Source organism: Brachybacterium sp., from assembly GCF_036379615.1.
Lineage (GTDB): Bacteria > Actinomycetota > Actinomycetes > Actinomycetales > Dermabacteraceae > Brachybacterium.
This window is the reverse complement of sequence record NZ_DASVGJ010000015.1, coordinates 57,980-74,737: the sequence shown is the minus strand read 5'-3', so window position 1 is coordinate 74,737 and position 16,758 is coordinate 57,980. Positions and strand designations below refer to the sequence as shown.

15 protein-coding genes are annotated in these 16,758 nt (G+C 71.3%); 6 read left to right on the top strand and 9 right to left on the bottom strand.

All coding sequences use genetic code 11. From position 1 onward, the window contains the following. Nucleotides 1–13 precede the first annotated feature (13 nt). On the top strand, nucleotides 14–712 hold the full coding sequence (locus VF289_RS03395) for a TetR/AcrR family transcriptional regulator (protein ID WP_330881083.1): 699 nt from the start codon (nucleotides 14–16) through the stop codon (nucleotides 710–712). Between the two features lie 234 nt (nucleotides 713–946). On the opposite strand, the gene VF289_RS03390 is transcribed toward VF289_RS03395, so the two are convergent. The 4 genes from VF289_RS03390 to VF289_RS03375 all read right to left on the bottom strand — a co-directional run bounded on the left by VF289_RS03390 (nucleotide 947) and on the right by VF289_RS03375 (nucleotide 3,793). Next, complete coding sequence (locus VF289_RS03390; protein WP_330881081.1) at nucleotides 947–1,300, bottom strand: aldo/keto reductase; 354 nt, start codon at nucleotides 1,298–1,300, stop codon at nucleotides 947–949. Then, nucleotides 1,297–1,923, bottom strand: a complete 627-nt coding sequence (locus tag VF289_RS03385) for a hypothetical protein (protein ID WP_330881079.1) — start codon at nucleotides 1,921–1,923, stop codon at nucleotides 1,297–1,299. The genes VF289_RS03390 and VF289_RS03385 overlap by 4 nt, the downstream gene beginning before the upstream one ends. A 40-nt stretch (nucleotides 1,924–1,963) precedes the next feature. Continuing rightward, nucleotides 1,964–2,359, bottom strand: a complete 396-nt coding sequence (locus VF289_RS03380) for a helix-turn-helix domain-containing protein (RefSeq protein ID WP_330881078.1) — start codon at nucleotides 2,357–2,359, stop codon at nucleotides 1,964–1,966. 351 nt (nucleotides 2,360–2,710) lie between these two features. Beyond that, on the bottom strand, nucleotides 2,711–3,793 hold the full coding sequence (locus tag VF289_RS03375) for a 3,4-dioxygenase subunit beta (protein WP_330881077.1): 1,083 nt from the start codon (nucleotides 3,791–3,793) through the stop codon (nucleotides 2,711–2,713). A 248-nt stretch (nucleotides 3,794–4,041) separates the two neighbouring features. Here VF289_RS03375 and VF289_RS03370 point away from each other — a divergent pair, with 248 nt between their 5' ends. Both VF289_RS03370 and VF289_RS03365 read left to right on the top strand, forming a co-directional pair. Then, entirely contained in the window at nucleotides 4,042–4,770 is a 729-nt protein-coding gene (locus VF289_RS03370; protein WP_330881130.1) for a response regulator transcription factor, read from the top strand. Continuing rightward, nucleotides 4,767–6,335, top strand: a complete 1,569-nt coding sequence (locus VF289_RS03365; RefSeq protein WP_330881075.1) for a HAMP domain-containing sensor histidine kinase — start codon at nucleotides 4,767–4,769, stop codon at nucleotides 6,333–6,335. Before VF289_RS03370 ends, VF289_RS03365 begins: the two co-directional genes overlap by 4 nt. Before the next feature lie 131 nt (nucleotides 6,336–6,466). Here VF289_RS03365 and VF289_RS03360 read toward each other — a convergent pair whose 3' ends face one another. The 3 genes from VF289_RS03360 to VF289_RS03350 all read right to left on the bottom strand — a co-directional run bounded on the left by VF289_RS03360 (nucleotide 6,467) and on the right by VF289_RS03350 (nucleotide 9,602). After that, entirely contained in the window at nucleotides 6,467–8,020 is a 1,554-nt protein-coding gene (locus tag VF289_RS03360; RefSeq protein WP_330881073.1) for a carbohydrate-binding domain-containing protein, read from the bottom strand. An 86-nt stretch (nucleotides 8,021–8,106) separates the two neighbouring features. Further along, the gene (locus tag VF289_RS03355) at nucleotides 8,107–8,907 is read right to left on the bottom strand and encodes a polyphosphate polymerase domain-containing protein (protein WP_330881072.1); all 801 of its coding nucleotides are present in this window, start codon (nucleotides 8,905–8,907) and stop codon (nucleotides 8,107–8,109) included. After that, nucleotides 8,904–9,602: a DUF4956 domain-containing protein gene (locus tag VF289_RS03350; protein WP_330881070.1), complete on the bottom strand. Its 699-nt coding sequence runs from the start codon at nucleotides 9,600–9,602 to the stop codon at nucleotides 8,904–8,906. Before VF289_RS03350 ends, VF289_RS03355 begins: the two co-directional genes overlap by 4 nt. 187 nt (nucleotides 9,603–9,789) lie before the next feature. On the opposite strand from VF289_RS03350, the gene VF289_RS03345 reads away from it, so the two are divergent. Together VF289_RS03345 and VF289_RS03340 are read left to right on the top strand one after the other, a co-directional pair. Next, nucleotides 9,790–10,803 carry a phosphodiester glycosidase family protein gene (locus VF289_RS03345; RefSeq protein WP_330881068.1) on the top strand — a complete coding sequence of 338 codons (1,014 nt, stop codon included), beginning with the start codon at nucleotides 9,790–9,792 and terminating at the stop codon, nucleotides 10,801–10,803. A gap of 5 nt (nucleotides 10,804–10,808) precedes the next feature. Next, on the top strand, nucleotides 10,809–11,948 hold the full coding sequence (locus VF289_RS03340) for a bifunctional glycosyltransferase family 2/GtrA family protein (protein WP_330881066.1): 1,140 nt from the start codon (nucleotides 10,809–10,811) through the stop codon (nucleotides 11,946–11,948). Between the two features lie 27 nt (nucleotides 11,949–11,975). Here VF289_RS03340 and VF289_RS03335 read toward each other — a convergent pair whose 3' ends face one another. Then, on the bottom strand, nucleotides 11,976–12,962 hold the full coding sequence (locus VF289_RS03335) for a LacI family DNA-binding transcriptional regulator (protein WP_330881064.1): 987 nt from the start codon (nucleotides 12,960–12,962) through the stop codon (nucleotides 11,976–11,978). Nucleotides 12,963–13,119: 157 nt separating this feature from the next. Here VF289_RS03335 and VF289_RS03330 point away from each other — a divergent pair, with 157 nt between their 5' ends. Beyond that, nucleotides 13,120–14,670 carry an alpha-L-fucosidase gene (locus VF289_RS03330; protein WP_330881062.1) on the top strand — a complete coding sequence of 517 codons (1,551 nt, stop codon included), beginning with the start codon at nucleotides 13,120–13,122 and terminating at the stop codon, nucleotides 14,668–14,670. Between the two features lie 72 nt (nucleotides 14,671–14,742). Here the strand turns inward: VF289_RS03330 and VF289_RS03325 are convergent, their stop codons facing one another. Beyond that, nucleotides 14,743–16,545 (bottom strand): extracellular solute-binding protein, encoded by a 1,803-nt coding sequence (locus VF289_RS03325; protein WP_330881060.1) that lies wholly within the window; start codon nucleotides 16,543–16,545, stop codon nucleotides 14,743–14,745. Nucleotides 16,546–16,758 lie beyond the last annotated feature (213 nt).

Here is a 16,758-nt window from a genome sequence, read left to right as displayed (position 1 = left end):
GTAATGTAGCAGGATGACAGCGCACGAGGGAAGCGGTACACGGGAGCGGCTGATCGCCGCCGCCGCCGAGCTCATCGCCTCCAGCCCCGGCGAGGACTTCTCGTTGCGGGCCGTGTGCGATGCCGTCGGCGTGAAGATGCCGACGCTCTATCACTTCTTCGGCGCGAAGCAGGGTCTGATCGACGCGGTCGTCGAGCACGGGTTCGACCTGTATCTCGGACAGAAGAGCGCGATGGAGCACTCGGGGGACCCGATCCAGGACATCCGCGCGGGATGGGACGCCCATGTGGCCTTCGGGCTCCAGAATCCCGGCTTCTACACGCTCATGTACGGCACGGTCCGCCCCGGATACTCGCCGGCGGCGCAGTCCCGCCCCAGCGAGATACTGCGCGAGCTGACGGCCCGAGCGGCCGGCATGGGGCGGCTCGTGGTGCCGTCCGACCAGGCGGCGGCACACGTCCTCGTCGCGAACATCGGAGTCACGCTGCGGCAGATCATCCTCGCCGAGCCCGACCCTGCGCTCTCCGCGGCCGTTCGCGAGGGGGTCATCGCCGCGATCACCGGTGCCGACGGCGACTCCGGCGACCCCGTGGCGACGGTGGTGGAACTGGCCGCGGCGGACCCGAGCGCTCTCGGGGAGGCTGAGACGGCACTGCTGCTGTCCTGGCTGGCGCGGCTGCGGGCGCGGAGGTCTGGCGCGGCCGACGGGTGACGGGGCCGCGGGCCCGGGGTGGCGAGATGACGAGCGGGGTACGTCTTCGCGCGCATCTCGGCCGGCGTACTTGCGCGACGACGCGGTGTAGGCCCGCCGTCCAGGTCGCGGCCGACGGGGAGGTCCCGCTCCGAGCTCCACAGCCCACCTCATGCGCGCTGCCGACGCCGGGCACGCCGACCCGCGTCGTCTCTCGGGCGTCCGCAGGCCGAGCCAGGTGAGCAGCTGGGCAGATCACTTTCCGCTGTACACCGGGAACGCGGCGTGCTCGCCGTAGTCGCGGGCGTCCAGACGCTCCAGCGCGGCCATGTCCTCGCCCGTGATCTCGAAGTCGACCTCAGCGTTCGCGCGCATGTGCTCGGGGTTCGCTGTCTTCGGCAGGGGGACGGCGTCCAGCTGCAGCGTGCACCGGATGCACAGCTGCGGCACGCTCACCCCGTGCCGCTCGGCCATCGCCGCCACCTCGGGATGCTCGAGGATCGCACCATGAGCGATGGGGGAGTAGGCCTGGACGCGGATACCCGTCGCCGCGCAGTGGTCCAGCAGCTCCCGGGGTGTGTTCCCGGCGTGGACCAGCAGCTGGTTCACGTGCGGGACCACCTCGGCGTGCTCTCGGGGAGAGCAACATCGATGGTGATGCTGGCAAAGCATTCACCGTCTTCCGCTTTCGGGTCCGGCGAGGGAATCGAGATCTCGGCATCGCCGCCGTGAGCCACGGTGCGCATGGCGTCCAGGAGCAGGTTCTGGACCTCGAGCTGCCAGCCCTCGATGATCGCGCTCGCTCGCTCCTTCCTCAGCGCATGACGATCCTCCTGAGAGGGAAGGAGCGCACTGATCGTGCCGTTCTCCTCCTGCCGCTCGAGGGACTTGTAGAAGTCATCTCGATCCTCGTGGTCGCCTTTCGCGAGCCCGGCAGCGACCACCCAGCACGCGTCGCGCTCGACCAGCACCCCGCCGCGCCATTGGCCGCTCTTGATCTCGAGGAGTTGAGAGCTGCGGACCGAGGCGATCGGGCCGACATAGGTGTCGTCCGCCGGGTCATCCGTGAAGCTGCTGCTCGCCGTCTGGAGGATCGGGTGGTCGAGAGCGTTGAGGGGCTGGATCGCTTCGATGTCGTCTGCCTCTATGGCGCGTCGGGTGAACGGCGTCGGCCATCCGTCGCCCAAGTCTTCCCGCAGTACGCGGAGAGTGGGGCGTGCTCGGCGGGACATGCCTCCATAGTGCCTCAGCGGGGCGACGGAAGGACCCGCGTCACAGGAGGTCGGCGATCTCCTCGACAGCCCCGGTGCGAGTCTCGTCGTGGTGGGCGAAGCGCTCGGCAAACTCGCGGCGCTCGGCATCACGTCGCGCGGCGAACTGGAGCAGGTCCTTGCCGGCGATGCGGCGATCTCGGCCCACGCGATGGGACGGGATGACTCCCTTGTCGAGCAGCTTGTAGAGGTGAGTGCGGCTCATGCCGAGCTGCGTCGCGGCGAACTGTGGTGTGACGGTCTTGTCATCGCCGATCGCGACGATGTCGTCACCCTCGCGCAGGCTCGCTGCGAGCGAGAACAGCAGGTGGCGCAGCTCATCGGGCAGCGCCTCGGCGACAGACTCGAGCTGTTCGATCGCCGCTTCAGGCATGGGGGCAGTGCTGATGGTCTTCATAGTCTCTCCTCAGATGTCACATCTGCAGCACCTGTCACAGATGACACTTATCGAGTCCTCGCCTTTGCGTCAACGCAATGACGACAGGGGTCTCACGTCTCACGGGGCAGCATCAGCCACAGGCTGGACACCGACACTCACCCCACCCGCTCCAGGAACTCCGCCGCCGTCAGCACCGGCTTCCCCCACTTCACCGCATTCTTCGCCTTGGTCGACTGCGACACCGCGTCGGCCACGACCAGCACGTCCATGCGGGTCTTGAGGGGGGCGGGACGGCGACGATCCCTCGCGCCCCGGGCGCGTCGGCCGCGCGAAGGCATGACGCAGTGCGCCCCGCGCGATCAACCCCGCTCACGGCCCGGTCGTCCCCGACTCCGACGTGCCGCCGTCCGACGCGCCGCCGTCCGACGCGCCCTCATCCGTCGGCGCCTGCCCGTCGGGCGCTCCCGCCGGCGGCTGTCCACCCTCCGGCGGCTGCCCGCCGTCACCGGGGCCGCCCGCACCGCCACCCATGTCGGCGACCTCCGGTGCGGTGCTGGTGTCGATCGGCACGTCGATCGTGGCCGTGTAGCCGGAGTCGACGTCGCCGCTCATGGTGGCCAGCTGCATGTCCACGCCGTCGGAGAAGACGTTGTCGCTCTCGAGCGTGATCTGGGCCAGGTTCTCCGCGGAGCCGGAGTACTCCGAGCGGGCGTACACCGCGGTGCAGTCCTCCTCGGGCAGGGCGATCTGCGAGGTCAGCACCGTGTTGGTCGCGTCCGTGATGCTCGAGAGGTCGGGGAAGACCTCGAAGTGGATGTGCGGCCACCGCCCGGTGTAGCAGCCGGGGAAGATGGTGGTGAAGGTGACGGTGCCGTCCTCGCCGACCACCTGCACGCCGCGCAGGTAGGTCTCCTCGGTCAGGCCGTCGCCGTACATCGAGTAGCCGCCCTGCGCATCGCAGTGCCACACGTACACCGCGGCGCCGGTCATCGCCGCACCGTCCTCGACGAGGTCGACGATGTTCATCGTGAGGGTGAGGGCCACGCCCTCGGCGGTCGCTCCGCCGTCGATGCTCGAGCGAATGTCGCTGCGCTCCACCCCGCTGATCTCCAGGACGTCGGCGCCGTTGGAGCCGTCACCGGGATACGGGCCGGCGGTCTCGGTCGGCATCTCCGTGCCGGAGGTCGCGGCGTCGTTCCCGCCGGCGTCGGAGGCCGCGGCCCCGCCGGAGTCGGAGGCTCCGCTGCTCGTGGATGTGCCGCCGCCGCAGGCCGCCAGGACGGCCGCGGCCGCTCCGGCGCCCAGCACGCCGAGCGTGCGGCGCCGGGTGACGACGGTGGCGAGGTCGAAGGCGAGGCCCTGGTCCTCGACGTCCTCCGTGGGCCGATCCAGTGGGCGACCCTCGAACAGGGGCGTCCCGGCGTTCTGCGATCGTGCGGCGTTCGTGCTCATCAGTTGTCTCTCCCGTGGTGATGGCGGCCGGTCCCGGTGGGGCCAGGTCCGGTCCCCGCGGCCGCTCCGGCTGGTGGGGACATGCTCGAATCTAGGAACGGCGTCTATGGCACTCCTCGGCGCTTCCTATGAATCTCCTATGAGAGCGGCGGGGCGCTCGCCCGCCTGTGAACGGCGCGGTAGCTTCTCCCCATCGGCGGGTGCGCGATCGGCGCCGCCCGCGCTCGAGGAGAGATGAGTTGAGCACCATGGCACCTGGTGGCCGGCCCCCGATGATGACTCGTCCGGACGGCTCTGCGGTGCGCGCCGTCGTCGCCGACGACGAGGCCTACCTCGCCGACCTGCTGCGCATGGCCCTGCGGAACGAGGGCTGGGAGGTCAGCACCGCCGCGAACGGGCAGGAGGCCCTCACCGTCATCCGGGAGACCGAGCCCGACGTCATCGTGCTGGACGTGATGATGCCCGGGATCGACGGGATGGAGGTGCTTACGCGCCTCCGCGCCGCCCACGTCGACACGCCCGTCCTGTTCCTCACCGCGAAGGACGCCGTCGAGGACCGCATCGCCGGGATCTCCGCCGGCGGCGACGACTACGTCACCAAGCCCTTCGTCCTCGAGGAGGTCATCGCCCGCCTGCGCGGCATGGTGCGCCGGCACGTCGCGACCGCGGCGCAGAGCGACACCCGGCTCGTGGTCGGCGACCTCACCCTGGACGAGGAGACCTACGAGGTCACGCGCGGGGGAGTCCCGCTCGCCCTCACCGCCAAGGAGTTCGAGCTGCTGCGCTGCCTCATGCGGAACCCACGCCGGGTGCTCTCCAAGGCGCAGATCCTGGACCGGGTGTGGAGCTACGACTTCGGCGGGAGGTCGAGCGTCGTCGAGCTGTACATCTCCTACCTGCGCAAGAAGGTCGACACCGTCGGCGAGCCGATGATCCACACCGTCCGCGGCGTCGGCTACACGATCCGGCCCGCATGAGGGGCCGCTCGCTCTCGCTGCGCCGTCGCCTCGTGATCGGGGTGAGCGCCCTCGTCGCGATCGCCTTCCTCGTCACCGGGACCACCACCCTGCTCGCGGTCCGCGCCTCGGCCCTGCAACGGCTCGACGGCGAGGTCCTCGTGGGCCTCGATCTCGCCGTCCAGCCCCACGGCGGCCCCGGCCCTGAGGGCGGCGACGGCTCCCCGACGAATCCGCCGCAGACCGGCACCGGATCCGACTCCGGAGGAGATCCGGCTCCTCGGATCGGCACGCTCACCCTCGTGCTCGACGCCCAGGGCACCGTGGAGGAGGCCTCCGTGATCGGCGACGACGGGACCGCTTCCACCCTCACCGATGCGCACATCGCCCAGCTCACCGCCGACACCCTGCCCGAGCGCCGGCCCGTCAGCGTGGACCTCGGGGACGACCTGGGCAGCTATCGCATCGCCGTGGAGCACGGCACGGACCGCACCGTGGTCTCCGGACGCTCCCTGGCCGACGTCACGGACAGCACCCGCACCACCGCCGCGACCCTCGGCGGCGTCATGGGCGGGGTGCTGCTCCTGGTCATCGCCGGCCTCGTCCTCGTCATCACCCGGAGCCTGCGCCCGCTGAGGCGCCTCGCCCGCACCGCGCAGCGGGTCTCCGAACGGGAGCTGGCCAGCGGCGACGTGGTCCTGCCGGACCGGGTCGATCCCGCCGACACGGACCCCGCCACCGAGGTCGGTCAGGTGGGCGGAGCCCTGAACTCCCTGCTCGACCACATCGAGGATGCCCTCACGCGGCGGCAGGCCGCGGAGGACCGCCTGCGCCGCTTCGTCGCCGACGCCAGCCACGAGCTGCGCACACCGCTGGCCTCGATCCACGGATACGCCCAGCTCACCCAGGCCGAGGGGGCGCCGATGACCGCGACGCAGCAGCGTTCCCTCACCCGCATCTCCTCCGAGGCGGTGCGCATGACCTCGCTGGTCGAGGACCTCCTGCTCCTGGCCCGGCTCGATGCCGGTCAGCCCCTGCGGCAGGAGCGGGTGGACCTCGCCGTGCTGCTGATCGACGCCCTCAGCGACGCCCACGCCGCTTCTCCCGAGCACCGCTGGGTGCTCGAGGTGGAAGAGCCCGTCGAGGTGACCGGGGACGAGGACCGGCTGCGCCAGGTCCTCACCAACCTGCTCGGCAACGCCCGCGCGCACACCCCCGCCGGCTCCACCGTCACCGCGTCGCTGGACGGGAACGCGGAACCGGGAACCGCCCTCATCCGGGTGAGCGACGACGGCCCCGGCATCCCCGAGGACCTGCGCGAGCGGCTCTTCGAGCGCTTCGCCCGCGGTGACGGATCCCGCTCCCGGACCCGCCCGGAGGGACAGGCCGACGACGAGGACCCCACGGTCGACGCCGGCAGCGGTGGCGGGCTGGGTGGCGGCGCCGGGCTCGGCCTCGCCATCTCCCACGCGATCGTCACCGCGCACGGCGGATCCCTCGACGTGCAGAGCGCCCCGGGGCGGACGGTGTTCACGGTCCGGCTGCCGCTGATGCCTGCCCTCACCGCCACGACCGACGGTCACTGAGCGCAGCGTCCCGACACCGGCGACCGACCGCCGCCGCCCTCGGCCCGGCGAGCACCGACCGCACGCAGCGAGCGGCTCCGTCCGGTCGAGAACGCACCGAACGGAGCCGCCGCAGGATCAGGACGCCGCGATCACGACCCCGTGGAGTCCGTCGATCCTGTGGAATCAGTGGACCCCGTCGTGTCGGACGAGGAGCCGGAACCCCGCTGCGGACGGTCGGGAGGCGTGCCCATCTGCCCGCCGCCCGGGCCAGCGCCCATTGTCGTGCCGAGCTCCTCCACCGAGGTGATCTCCGTGCCGTTCGCGGTGAGCGTCGCGCCCTCGAAGGTGATGTCCCCGTTGGCGTCCACGGGGGCGTCCCCGCCGTTGTCCGCGCTCGTAATCGTCAGGTCGCCGCCGGTCAACGAGATGGTGCCGTTGGAGTCGAGGCCGTCGAAGTCTGCGTCGATGGTGAGGGTCCCGCCCGAGACCGCCAGCAGCGAGCCGTCGTCCTCCTCACCGCCGCCTCCCGCGCCCTGCTGGCGCGGGTCCGCGGTTCCTGTGTCGGTGGTCCCGGAGTCGGTGCTCCCGGAGTCCGAGGCGTCGGCGGCGGTCTCCTCGGCGGCGGCCTCCTCCGCCGTGGTCGCGGCGGTGGCGTTGATCCCGTCGTCGGACGCCGTGATCTCCACGGTGCCGCCGCTGATCAGCACGTTCGCGGCCTCCACGCCCTCGGTCGATCGCGTGATGCTCAGCGTGCCGTCGAGCATCTCGACCGCCTGCTCGGCGTCGATGCCGTCGTCCCCGGCATCGATCGAGAAGGTGCCCGCGGTGATCAGGACCCAGCCGCGGTCCTCGTCCTCGTAGTTGTCGGACTTGATCGCGTCGCCGCCGCTGGTGACGTCGAAGGTACCGCCGGTGATGCTCACGTAGTCCTTGCCGCGGATCGCGTCGTCGACGGCGGTCACGGTGAGGTCGCCGCCGGCGATGACAAGGCCGTCCTTGCTGGAGATACCGTCGTTCGAGGTGCCGACGACGCCGAGCGCGCCGGAGCCGGCGATCGTCAGATCAGAGGCCGAGGCGATCGCGGCGACCGGCGTCGCGTCGTCGGCGACCTCGTAGTCCGCGCCGTCCTCGACCGCGTTCGAGGAGCCCTCCGCGAGGTACAGGGTGACCTCGTCGGCGCTCGTCACGGAGACGGCCGGGCCGGTGCTGCTGGTGATCGAGGCGTCATCGAGGATGACCGTCACGGTCTGATCGTCCAGAGCCGCGATTACCAGCTGGCCGTCCGTGAGCGAGCCGGAGACCCGGTAGACGCCGCCCTGCGTGATGGTGACCGTGGAGCCGTCGACCGTGACGCCGTCGGCGTCGGAGGTGGACCCCGCATCGGCCAGGGTGATGGTCTGCTCCTCGGCCGTGTCCCAGGTCAGGTCGTCCTCGTCGGCGTGGATGTCCAGCGTGGTCAGGTCGAGGCTCGAGAGCATCGCGGTGCCCTCCGTGGTCGAGGTGCTGCTCGTCGACGACGCCGCGGATGTCGATCCTGCGTCGCTCGACGTGGTGCCGGTGATCGCGGCGCCGGCGCCGCAGGCGGCCAGGGCCAGGGTCGCGGCGGTGGCCGCGACGGCGGCCATGGAGCGGCGGATGCCTCCCCGTGCCCGGGGGCGTGCGGGGGTCCGGGCGAGACCGGTGGGGGTGCGGTGGGTGCTCATGGTGATCGTGTCCTCTCGCGGCCGGGGCCGTCGGGTTCTGGTGGTGCAGGTCAGTGGTGCGGGTCAGTGGGTCGGTGGGTGGAGGGTCAGGTCGCCGTGCGCAGGGTCTGCAGGGTGCGATGCCAGCGGTTGTGGGGCAGCCGCGGGTCCAGCAGGGCCAGGCCCGTGGCGTACTTCGACAGGCGCACGGGGCGGTGCCCGTCAGCCCACAGCAGCCGGTCCGCGGTGCCCGGCCGGGCGCCGGCCTTGGTCTCGAGGACCACGAACCCGTGCAGCGCCCGCGACACCGCACGGGGCTCGGCGGCATGCCGTCCGCCGTCGGCGGGTCGGCCCGTCCCTGGGAGCGACCAGAGCAGGCCGGCGTCGAGCGTCAGCCGGCTGTCCTCGTCGTCCATCAGCAGCGTGGTGCGGTCGTAGCGGGTGGTCAGGACGGGGGTGAACGGCGTCGTCGGGAGGGGGATGCGCGCCGATGCGAGCGTGCCGGTCACGAAGGCGACGGAGGCCGCGTCCAGGGCGTCGCGGGCGGCGCCGGCCGGGAGCGGGATCCGCTGCTTGGACGACTCGCCGCGCCCGGTCGTGGTCTTCACCTCGAGGAACGCCGTGCCGGTGTCGAGGTACTCGCGGCTGCGCACCTTCGAGCGAAGCCGGCGCGCCCGCGCCGCCGCATGGAAGGCCGGGAGGCCCGCGGCGTCGTAGTAGGTCGAGCGGTACCGGAAGGTGCGATGCCCGGAGATGGACAGCACCCGTACCCGGCCGGAGAGCTCGTCGAGCAGGCGGTGGGCGGCGGCGCGAGGGACCAGGTACTTGCGATCCGTGCGGGTCATGCGGCCCGCCCGCTCGGCGATCTCCTCGAGCCCGACGGTCGGCAGGGCATCCAGAGCGGTCATCGCGACACCGTCGCCATCCGGGCGTCGGCCCCGTGATCTGAGGTGCGGGAGGCCGCGGTGCCGCCGTCGTCGGAGAGCAGACCATGCTCGCCCGAGGTGGGCCGACGATCCTCGCGGGGCTCTGCGAGCCCCGCCGCCGGGGCGCTCGCCCCGCCGGGGGAGACGCGGAAGCGGACGTCCACGGCGGTCGTGTCGCCCACGGTGTCCAGGCGCTGCACGATCATCCCCGTGACCTGCGCCGCGAGCATCTGCTCGAGATGGGCGCGCAGCTCGTCCTCGTCGGCGAGGGCACGGTCCACCACGATCAGCTGGCGACGGTGACGACCCAGGAGGGAGGGGTGGTCCACGACCACCATGGTCACGACGATCAGCCCCATGAACGCCGCCGCAGCGGTGGGCGAGACGGAGAGCCCGCCCACCAGCCCCAGGGCGAGGAAGGCGAAGTAGTAGGCGATCTCGTGCTGGGCGAGCTCGTCGGAGCGCAGCCGGATGATCGAGAGCACCCCGAACAGGCCCAGGCCGATCCCGGCGCTCACGGCGGAGGTGGCCAGCAGGGCGGAGACGGCGAGCACGCCGACGTTGATCCCCAGGAACGCGACGACGAGGTCGCGTCGATGATGACGGGGCCAGTAGATGCCGAACGTGAGCACGGCGGCGGCGGCGAGATCCAGGGCGTACAGGGTGATGGCGGACATTGGGATGCTCCTCGATGGGTGGTGTGGCATCGAGGTTCCCGGGGGCACCTATGGATCAGCTATGTCTGCGCTGTGGCCGCTGTATGACCGACCCCGCAGGTCCACGCCCTCGGCCCGGCGCATCCGCATAGGTGGCTCATAGCAGGATCAGTGCCCGGGCACAGCCCGGGCACCGACGCTTCCGGCCATGAGCACACACCGCACCCCCACCCCAGACCCGTCCGTGCCGGAAGACCGGCCCCCGAAGAGCACCCCGCCCGCAGCAGCCCGCGGACGAGTGATCCGCCGACGCGCCCTGATCGGCACCGGCGCCGCCCTGCTCGGCACCGGCGGCGTCTCCGCCGCCTGGGCGTACGACCGCTTCCTGCGGGAGAAGGTGGAGGTCTCCGACGTCACCGCGGCCGAGTCCACCGCCGGCACCACCACCGTGGGCGCCCTCGCGACCGACGGCGGCTTCACCAGCACGGGATACGCCTCCTCGACCACCACCATCACCCTCACCTCCACCGCGACGGGCTCCGGATCCGAGGCGCTCGCCTGGCACGCGGCCACCATCGAGATCACCGATGCCACCGTGCTGCGCGCCGCCTTCGCCCAGGACGAGGTCGGCCAGAACATCACCGAGGCGCCGAGCGCGATCGCCGCCCGCCAGGGCGCCGTGCTGGCGATCAACGGCGACTACTACGGCTTCCGCGACGACGGCATCATCCTCCGCAACGGCGTGGTCTACCGCGACGAGCCCGTGCGCGAGGGCCTGGTCCTCTACCGCGACGGCCGCATCGAGGTCTACGACGAGACCGCCACCAGCGGCGAGGAGCTGCTGGCCGACAGCGCCTGGAACACCCTCAGCTTCGGCCCGGCCGTGCTCGTGGACGGGGCCGTGCCGGCGGGCGTCGAGGACGTCGAGATCGACACGAACTTCGGCAACCACTCGATCCAGGGCGAGCAGCCCCGCACCGCGATCGGTGTCATCGGAAAAAACCACCTGGTGCTGCTGGTGGTCGACGGCCGCTCCGAGGGGTACTCCCGCGGAGTGGGGCTCACCGAGCTGGGGGAGATCCTCGCCGACCTGGGCTGCACCACCGGGTACAACCTCGACGGCGGCGGCTCGAGCGTGATGATCGTCGACGGCGAGATCATCACGCAGCCCTCGAACGGCGGGGAGCGCGCGACCTCCGACATCCTCTACGTGGCCGGCTGATCGCGATGACGACGATCCGCCCCGAGAGCACGCTCGGCCACGCCGCACAGCCCGCCGCCCTGCCCGTACGCTCCCTGCCCACTGCCACCTCCCGAGCCGTCGTGCTGATCCCGGCGCTCGACCCCGGAGCAGAGCTCGAGCCCCTCGTCGCCGGTCTGATTGACGATGACATCGCCATGCTCGTCGTCGACGACGGCTCCGGTCCCCGCTTCCGCGGCGTCTTCGACCGCTGCGAGCTGCTGGGCGCCGAGGTCCTGCACCTCGAGGAGAACGTGGGCAAGGGTGGCGCGCTGCGCACCGGTCTGGACCACGTGCGCCGTTCCCGTCCCGGATGCGGCGTGGTCACGGCCGACGCCGACGGCCAGCACACCCCGGCGGACATCCGCAAGGTCCGCGACGTCCTCGACGGCCTCGATGGCACCGAAGCGGAGGGTGCCCCGGCCGCCTCCGGTCACGCGATCGTGCTCGGCGTGCGCGGCTTCGACCAGGACGTCCCGCTCCGCTCCCGCGCAGGCAACCTGGCGAGCTCCTGGGTGCTCCGCCTCGCCGCGGGCGCCCGGCTCCGGGACACCCAGACCGGTCTGCGGGGACTGCCCGCCGAGCGCCTGGGCTGGGCCATGGAGATCCCGGGGGACCGGTACGAGTACGAGTACGGGATGCTCGTGCGGGCGGGCCGCGAGGGCATCGGCCTGCACCAGGTGCCGATCTCCACGGTGTACCTCGACCAGAACGCCGCCAGCCACTTCCGGCCCGTGCGGGACTCCCTGCGGGTGCTCGCGCCCGTGCTCGCGTTCTCACTCTCCGGCCTGCTCGCCGTCGCCCTCGACACCGCGGTGTTCCTGCTGCTGGCCGGGGTCGGGTCCCCGCTGTGGCTCGCTCTGAGCGTGGCCAGAGTGCTGAGCGCCTCCGGGAACTTCGCCATGAACAGGGCGTTCGTCTTCCCCGGCGGGCGCTCGTCACACCCGGTGCGGGCGGCCGCGGCGTACGCAGTACTGGCCGTCATCGTCCTCGGGGCGGGAGTGCTCCTCGTGAACGCCTTGCACGGGCTCGGGATCCCCCTGCTGGTGGCGAAGACGGTGACCGACCTCGTCCTGTTCACGCTAAGCTACGCCGTGCAGCGCATGGTGGTGTTCCGCGCCCGATGAGAGCGCTGCACGGCGCGCCGCCAGCGCTCACCGCCGACGCACCGACCCGCCCGTGACCAGCCGCGGCGCGAGCACCACCCGCTCCGGCCCCGAATCCGGCCCGCCCTCGAGCCGTGCCCGGATCCGCGCGGCGGCCTGGGCGGCGATCTCGTGCTCGGGCTGCTCGACGAGGGTGAGCGTGGGCTGGGTGGCGCGCGCCAGATCCGTCGCGTCGAACCCCACCAGCGAGATGTCCTCCCCGATCCGCAGTCCCGACTCGTTCATCGCGATCACGGCGCCGAGCGTCAGCTCGTGGTTCGAGGAGAACACCGCCGTGGGCCGCCGGCGCTGCAGCAGGATCTCGCCCATCGCGCGCCGGCCCTGCTCGATCGTGAGCGGGCCGCTGGTCACCAGCTCCGGCGCGACCTCCGCCCCGGCCTCCTCCGCCTCGGCGAGGAAGCCCTCGGTGCGGTCGTTCGTGGTGGAGATGCTGCGGTCCCCGCCCACCACCGCGAGCGCACGATGGCCGTGGTCCAGCAGGTGGCGGGCCGCGATCCGGCCGGCCTCGCGGTTGTCGAGGAAGACGCCGTCGCTGCCGGGGACGTCCGCCTCCCAGTCGATGAGCACCACCGGGATCTCCTGCGCCGCGCGCCGCAGCGGCTCCAGGTCATGCGGCGAGGCGACGGCGATGATGCCGTCCACCTGCCGGGTGCGCAGCAGCTCCGCCGCGCCCGCGGAGGCGTCCGGGCTGGAGGAGACGATCACGCTCAGCCCGGCCGGGCGCAGCGCCGCCTCGACCCCGGCGATGAGCGCGAGGTGGAAGCCGTTGTCGAGCACGGGCAGCAGCACACCCACGGTGCGGGAGCGCTGGGAGCGCAGGCCGCTGGCGAGGATGTTGGGCCGGTAGTCCAGGCGGGCCGCGGCCGCCTCGATCGCCGCACGGTTCTCGGGCCGGATGGGCAGGCCGTTGAAGTGCTTCGAGATCGTGGAGAGGGCCAGGCCGGTCTCGGCCCGGATGTCCTTGTACGAGGTCATCGGATCTCCCGTGCTCCGTAGGGGCTTGACGAGCACTTCCGGTGATCCTACGGTACATCACACGAAACGATTCGCTCCGCGCGCGAGCGCCCTCGTCGGCCCTGCAGCGCCGCTGAGCCCAGTGCACCGACGCACCGACCTCCACGGAAGAGGACCCATGACCGCACCGCACGGCCTGCCCCGGCTCGACCCCGACTCCCTCCCGCCCGCGGTCGACGTCTCTGACAGCACCGCCGCCCTCGCCGAGGTGGACGCCGCGATCGCGCAGGGCCCCTACCGCGATGACTGGGACTCGCTGCGCGCCTACGAGGTGCCCCGCTGGTACGCGGACGCGAAGTTCGGGATCTTCCTGCACTGGGGCGTCTACTCGGTGCCCGCCTTCAGCAGCGAGTGGTACTCACGCACCATGTACCTCGAGGGCACCCGCGAGCACGCCCACCACCTCGAGACCTACGGGCCCCACTCCGAGTTCGGCTACAAGGACTTCATCCCCTCCTTCACCATGGAGGACTACGACCCCGCCGCCTGGGCCGCGCTGTTCCGCCGCGCCGGCGCGCAGTTCGTGGTGCCCGTCGCCGAGCACCATGACGGCTTCGCGATGTACGAGAGCGACCGCACGCGCTGGAACGCCGCGCAGATGGGGCCGCGCCGCGACGTGCTCGGGGACCTCCTCGCCGCCTCGGACGACGCCTCGATCGTGCGCGGTGCCTCCTCGCATCGCGCCGAGCACTGGTTCTTCATGAACGGCGGCGCCCGCTTCGACTCCGACGTGCTGGATCCCGCCTACCAGGACTTCTATGGCCCCGCGCAGCGTGAGGAGACGGCACCGAACGAGCGCCACCTCGAGGACTGGCTGCTGCGCACCGTCGAGATCATCGACCGTTACCGGCCCCAGGTGCTCTGGTTCGACTGGTGGATCGAGCAGCCCGCCTTCGAGCCCTACGTGCGCCGCCTGGCCGCCTACTACTACAACCGCGCCGCCCAGTGGGGGCGCGAGGTGGTCATCAACTACAAGTGGGAGGCCTTCGCCGAGGGCAGCGCCGTCTACGACATCGAACGCGGCACGATGGGCGGGATCCGCCCCGTGCCCTGGCAGAACGACACCTCCGTCTCCCGCTCCTCCTGGTGCTGGGTGGAGGGCCACGAGTACAAGTCCGTCGGCGAGCTGATCATCGAGCTGGCGGACACCGTCTCCAAGAACGGCAACCTGCTGCTGAACATCGGCCCCAAGCCCGACGGCACGATCGCCGCCGAGGAGCAGGAGATGCTCGAGAGCATCGGCGCCTGGCTGGCCGGGCACGGCGAGTCGATCTTCGGCACCCGGCCCTGGATCGTCGCCGAGGAGGGCCCCACCCGCTCGCAGGCCGGCTCCTTCGTGGACGGCGCCGAGGTCCACCACACCGCCGCCGACTTCCGCTTCACCACCCGCCACGACGTCACCGGCGACTACGTCTACGCGATCGCGCTCGCCCACCCGGAGGACGGCGTGCTGCGCATCCGCTCCTTCGGCACGGGGCTGCGGCTGCTCCCGCAGGAGATCCGCTCCGTCTCCCTCCTTGGCGGCGGCGAGGTGCTCGACGTGCAGCGCACCGAGGACGCGCTGGAGGTCACCGTCGGCCCCGGCGCCGGATCCCCGATCGGCCCGGTCGTGAAGCTCCACCTCGAGCCCGAGGTGGTGCCCGAGCGCACCGACCACCTGCACGGCTGATCCCTCACGGCCGACGAGCGCCGCCCCGGTCCCTCGAGGGACCGGGGCGGCGCGCGGTGCAGGGCGTGTAGGTCAGCGACGTGCGGCGTCGGCCTCGGTGAGCACCTCGAGGTAGCGCTCCACCCCGGCGTTCGTGAACCCTGCCACGAACTGTTCCCAGTGGGAGTCGTTCGTCGGGTCGAGATCGCCCATCGCCATCTGCGTGGTCAGCTGCGCGTAGGTGGTGTCGAGGTTGGTGCGCAGTTCGCCGATCTCTGCGGACTGCGCGGTGGTGAAGAAGGGATTCCGGTACAGGCTCTCGATCGGGGAGCGGTACGGCTCGTAGAGCTTCCCGGAGCGGAACAGCTCGGGCTCGACCGAGGTCTTCTCGTTCACGGCCTCGCCATGACGCACGTCGAGGCTCGAGTTGTGCGGGCTGAACTCGGGCCATCCGACGTTGTCGGGCTTGGTCGCCTCTGCGGGGAGCTTGGCGTACAGCGCGGGGCGGCCGTCGATTCCGAGCTGCTCTCCATCGGCCCAGTCCCAGTACAGGCCGAGGGTTCCCATCCCTCGTTCGAGCGAGGGCAGCAGCCCCAGCTGCACGTCCGCCCAGCGCACCATGGTCGCGGGATCTTCGCAGGCGCTTGAGATGACCAGGCCGACGGCATCGCTGTGCCCCTCGTCCCAGGGGATGATGGGCGTCTGGCCCTCGGGCCCGGCGAAGGCGCTCAGGGCGACGAACTCGCGCCACCGCTCGTTGCCGTTGCCGAAGTCGATGTCTGCGACCCCCCACTGGTTCCCCATCTGGAGAACGCCGACACGGGACTTCTCCTTGTTCATCGTCAGCCGCTTCAGCTGGTCGTTGGTCTGCGTGTAGGTGTTGCGGTCGATCAGCCCGTCGGCGGTGAAACGGGCGGCCACCTCGAGCACCTTGCGGAACTGCTCATCCAGCGGCGTGTAGACGATCGTGTCCCCGTCGCGGCGGATGCGCTGGATGCCGAAGTTCATGAAGGAGGCCGCGATCAGGCCGAACGGGAGGACCGAGGAGTCGCCGCTCATCGGCAGCAGATCGGGATCCGATGCCTTCATGTCCCGCAGCATCTGCTCGAACTCGTCGAGGGTCTTGGGATGCTCGGACCAGCCCGCAGCCTTCATCGTGGTGGTGTTCACCCAGGTCCGCGTGTCCGAGGAGTTGCAGTGGTAGCACTGGTTCACCGCCGGAATCGCGTACATCGCCCCATTCGGTGCGGTCCACGAGGCGCGGAGGTCGGGGTTCTGCTCGAAGAGCTGCTGCAGCTCCGGCGCGTACTCGTCGATGAGCTGGTCCAGCGGCTGGAAGAGGCCCTGCTCGCCGTAGGCGTAGAGCTGGGCCTTGGTGAACCCGCCCATCCACTCCGGTCCCAGCATGAAGGCGTCCGGAAGGTCGCCGCTGGAGATGATGGCGTTGATCTTCGGCGTGCCCTCGTCGCCCTGGGGCACGGTGGAGTACTCCACCCGGACCCCCGTCTTCTCCTCGAGGTACTGCGAGTGCTCGTTGGTCGCGAGCTTCAGCTTCGCCTCGCTGCGGGTCAGCACCGTGAACGCGGTGGAGCCGTCGCCGAAGGGCTCGAGCTCCCTGGCACGCGGGCCCACATAGCCCTCGGGGTACGGCACCCCGTCGATCTCCGGTCCCAGCTCGACCTTCAGCGCCGAGGAGCCCTGCTCGTACTCCACCGGCTCCACTTCGCCCGCGCCCCCGCCGGTGCCTCCAGAGCAGTTGGCCAGCGCCATCGCGGCCGGCAGCGTGCCCAGGCCCAGCAGCAGGCTGCGGCGCCCGATGCCCCGTCGGCCGAGCTCGGGAGGGACCTGGCCGGGGGCCTGAGCGGTGGGATGCTTCGCGGAATCGTGAGGGAACATGAGGGCTCCTGACGGGATGTGGACTCGCGGACGTCAGAGAGTCGCTGCCCGAGCACGGACCACCTGTCGGTCGACGATGACGGCTGACGGCGGTTCCTCGGTGGGCCGGGGCGCGAGCCCCCTCCCGTGCACCTCTTCTCTGAGGAGTGCGGCCAGCGTGGCATAGGTCCGATGTTCTGGTCAACGCTTTCCACGAATCGTTACGTGCAGGCG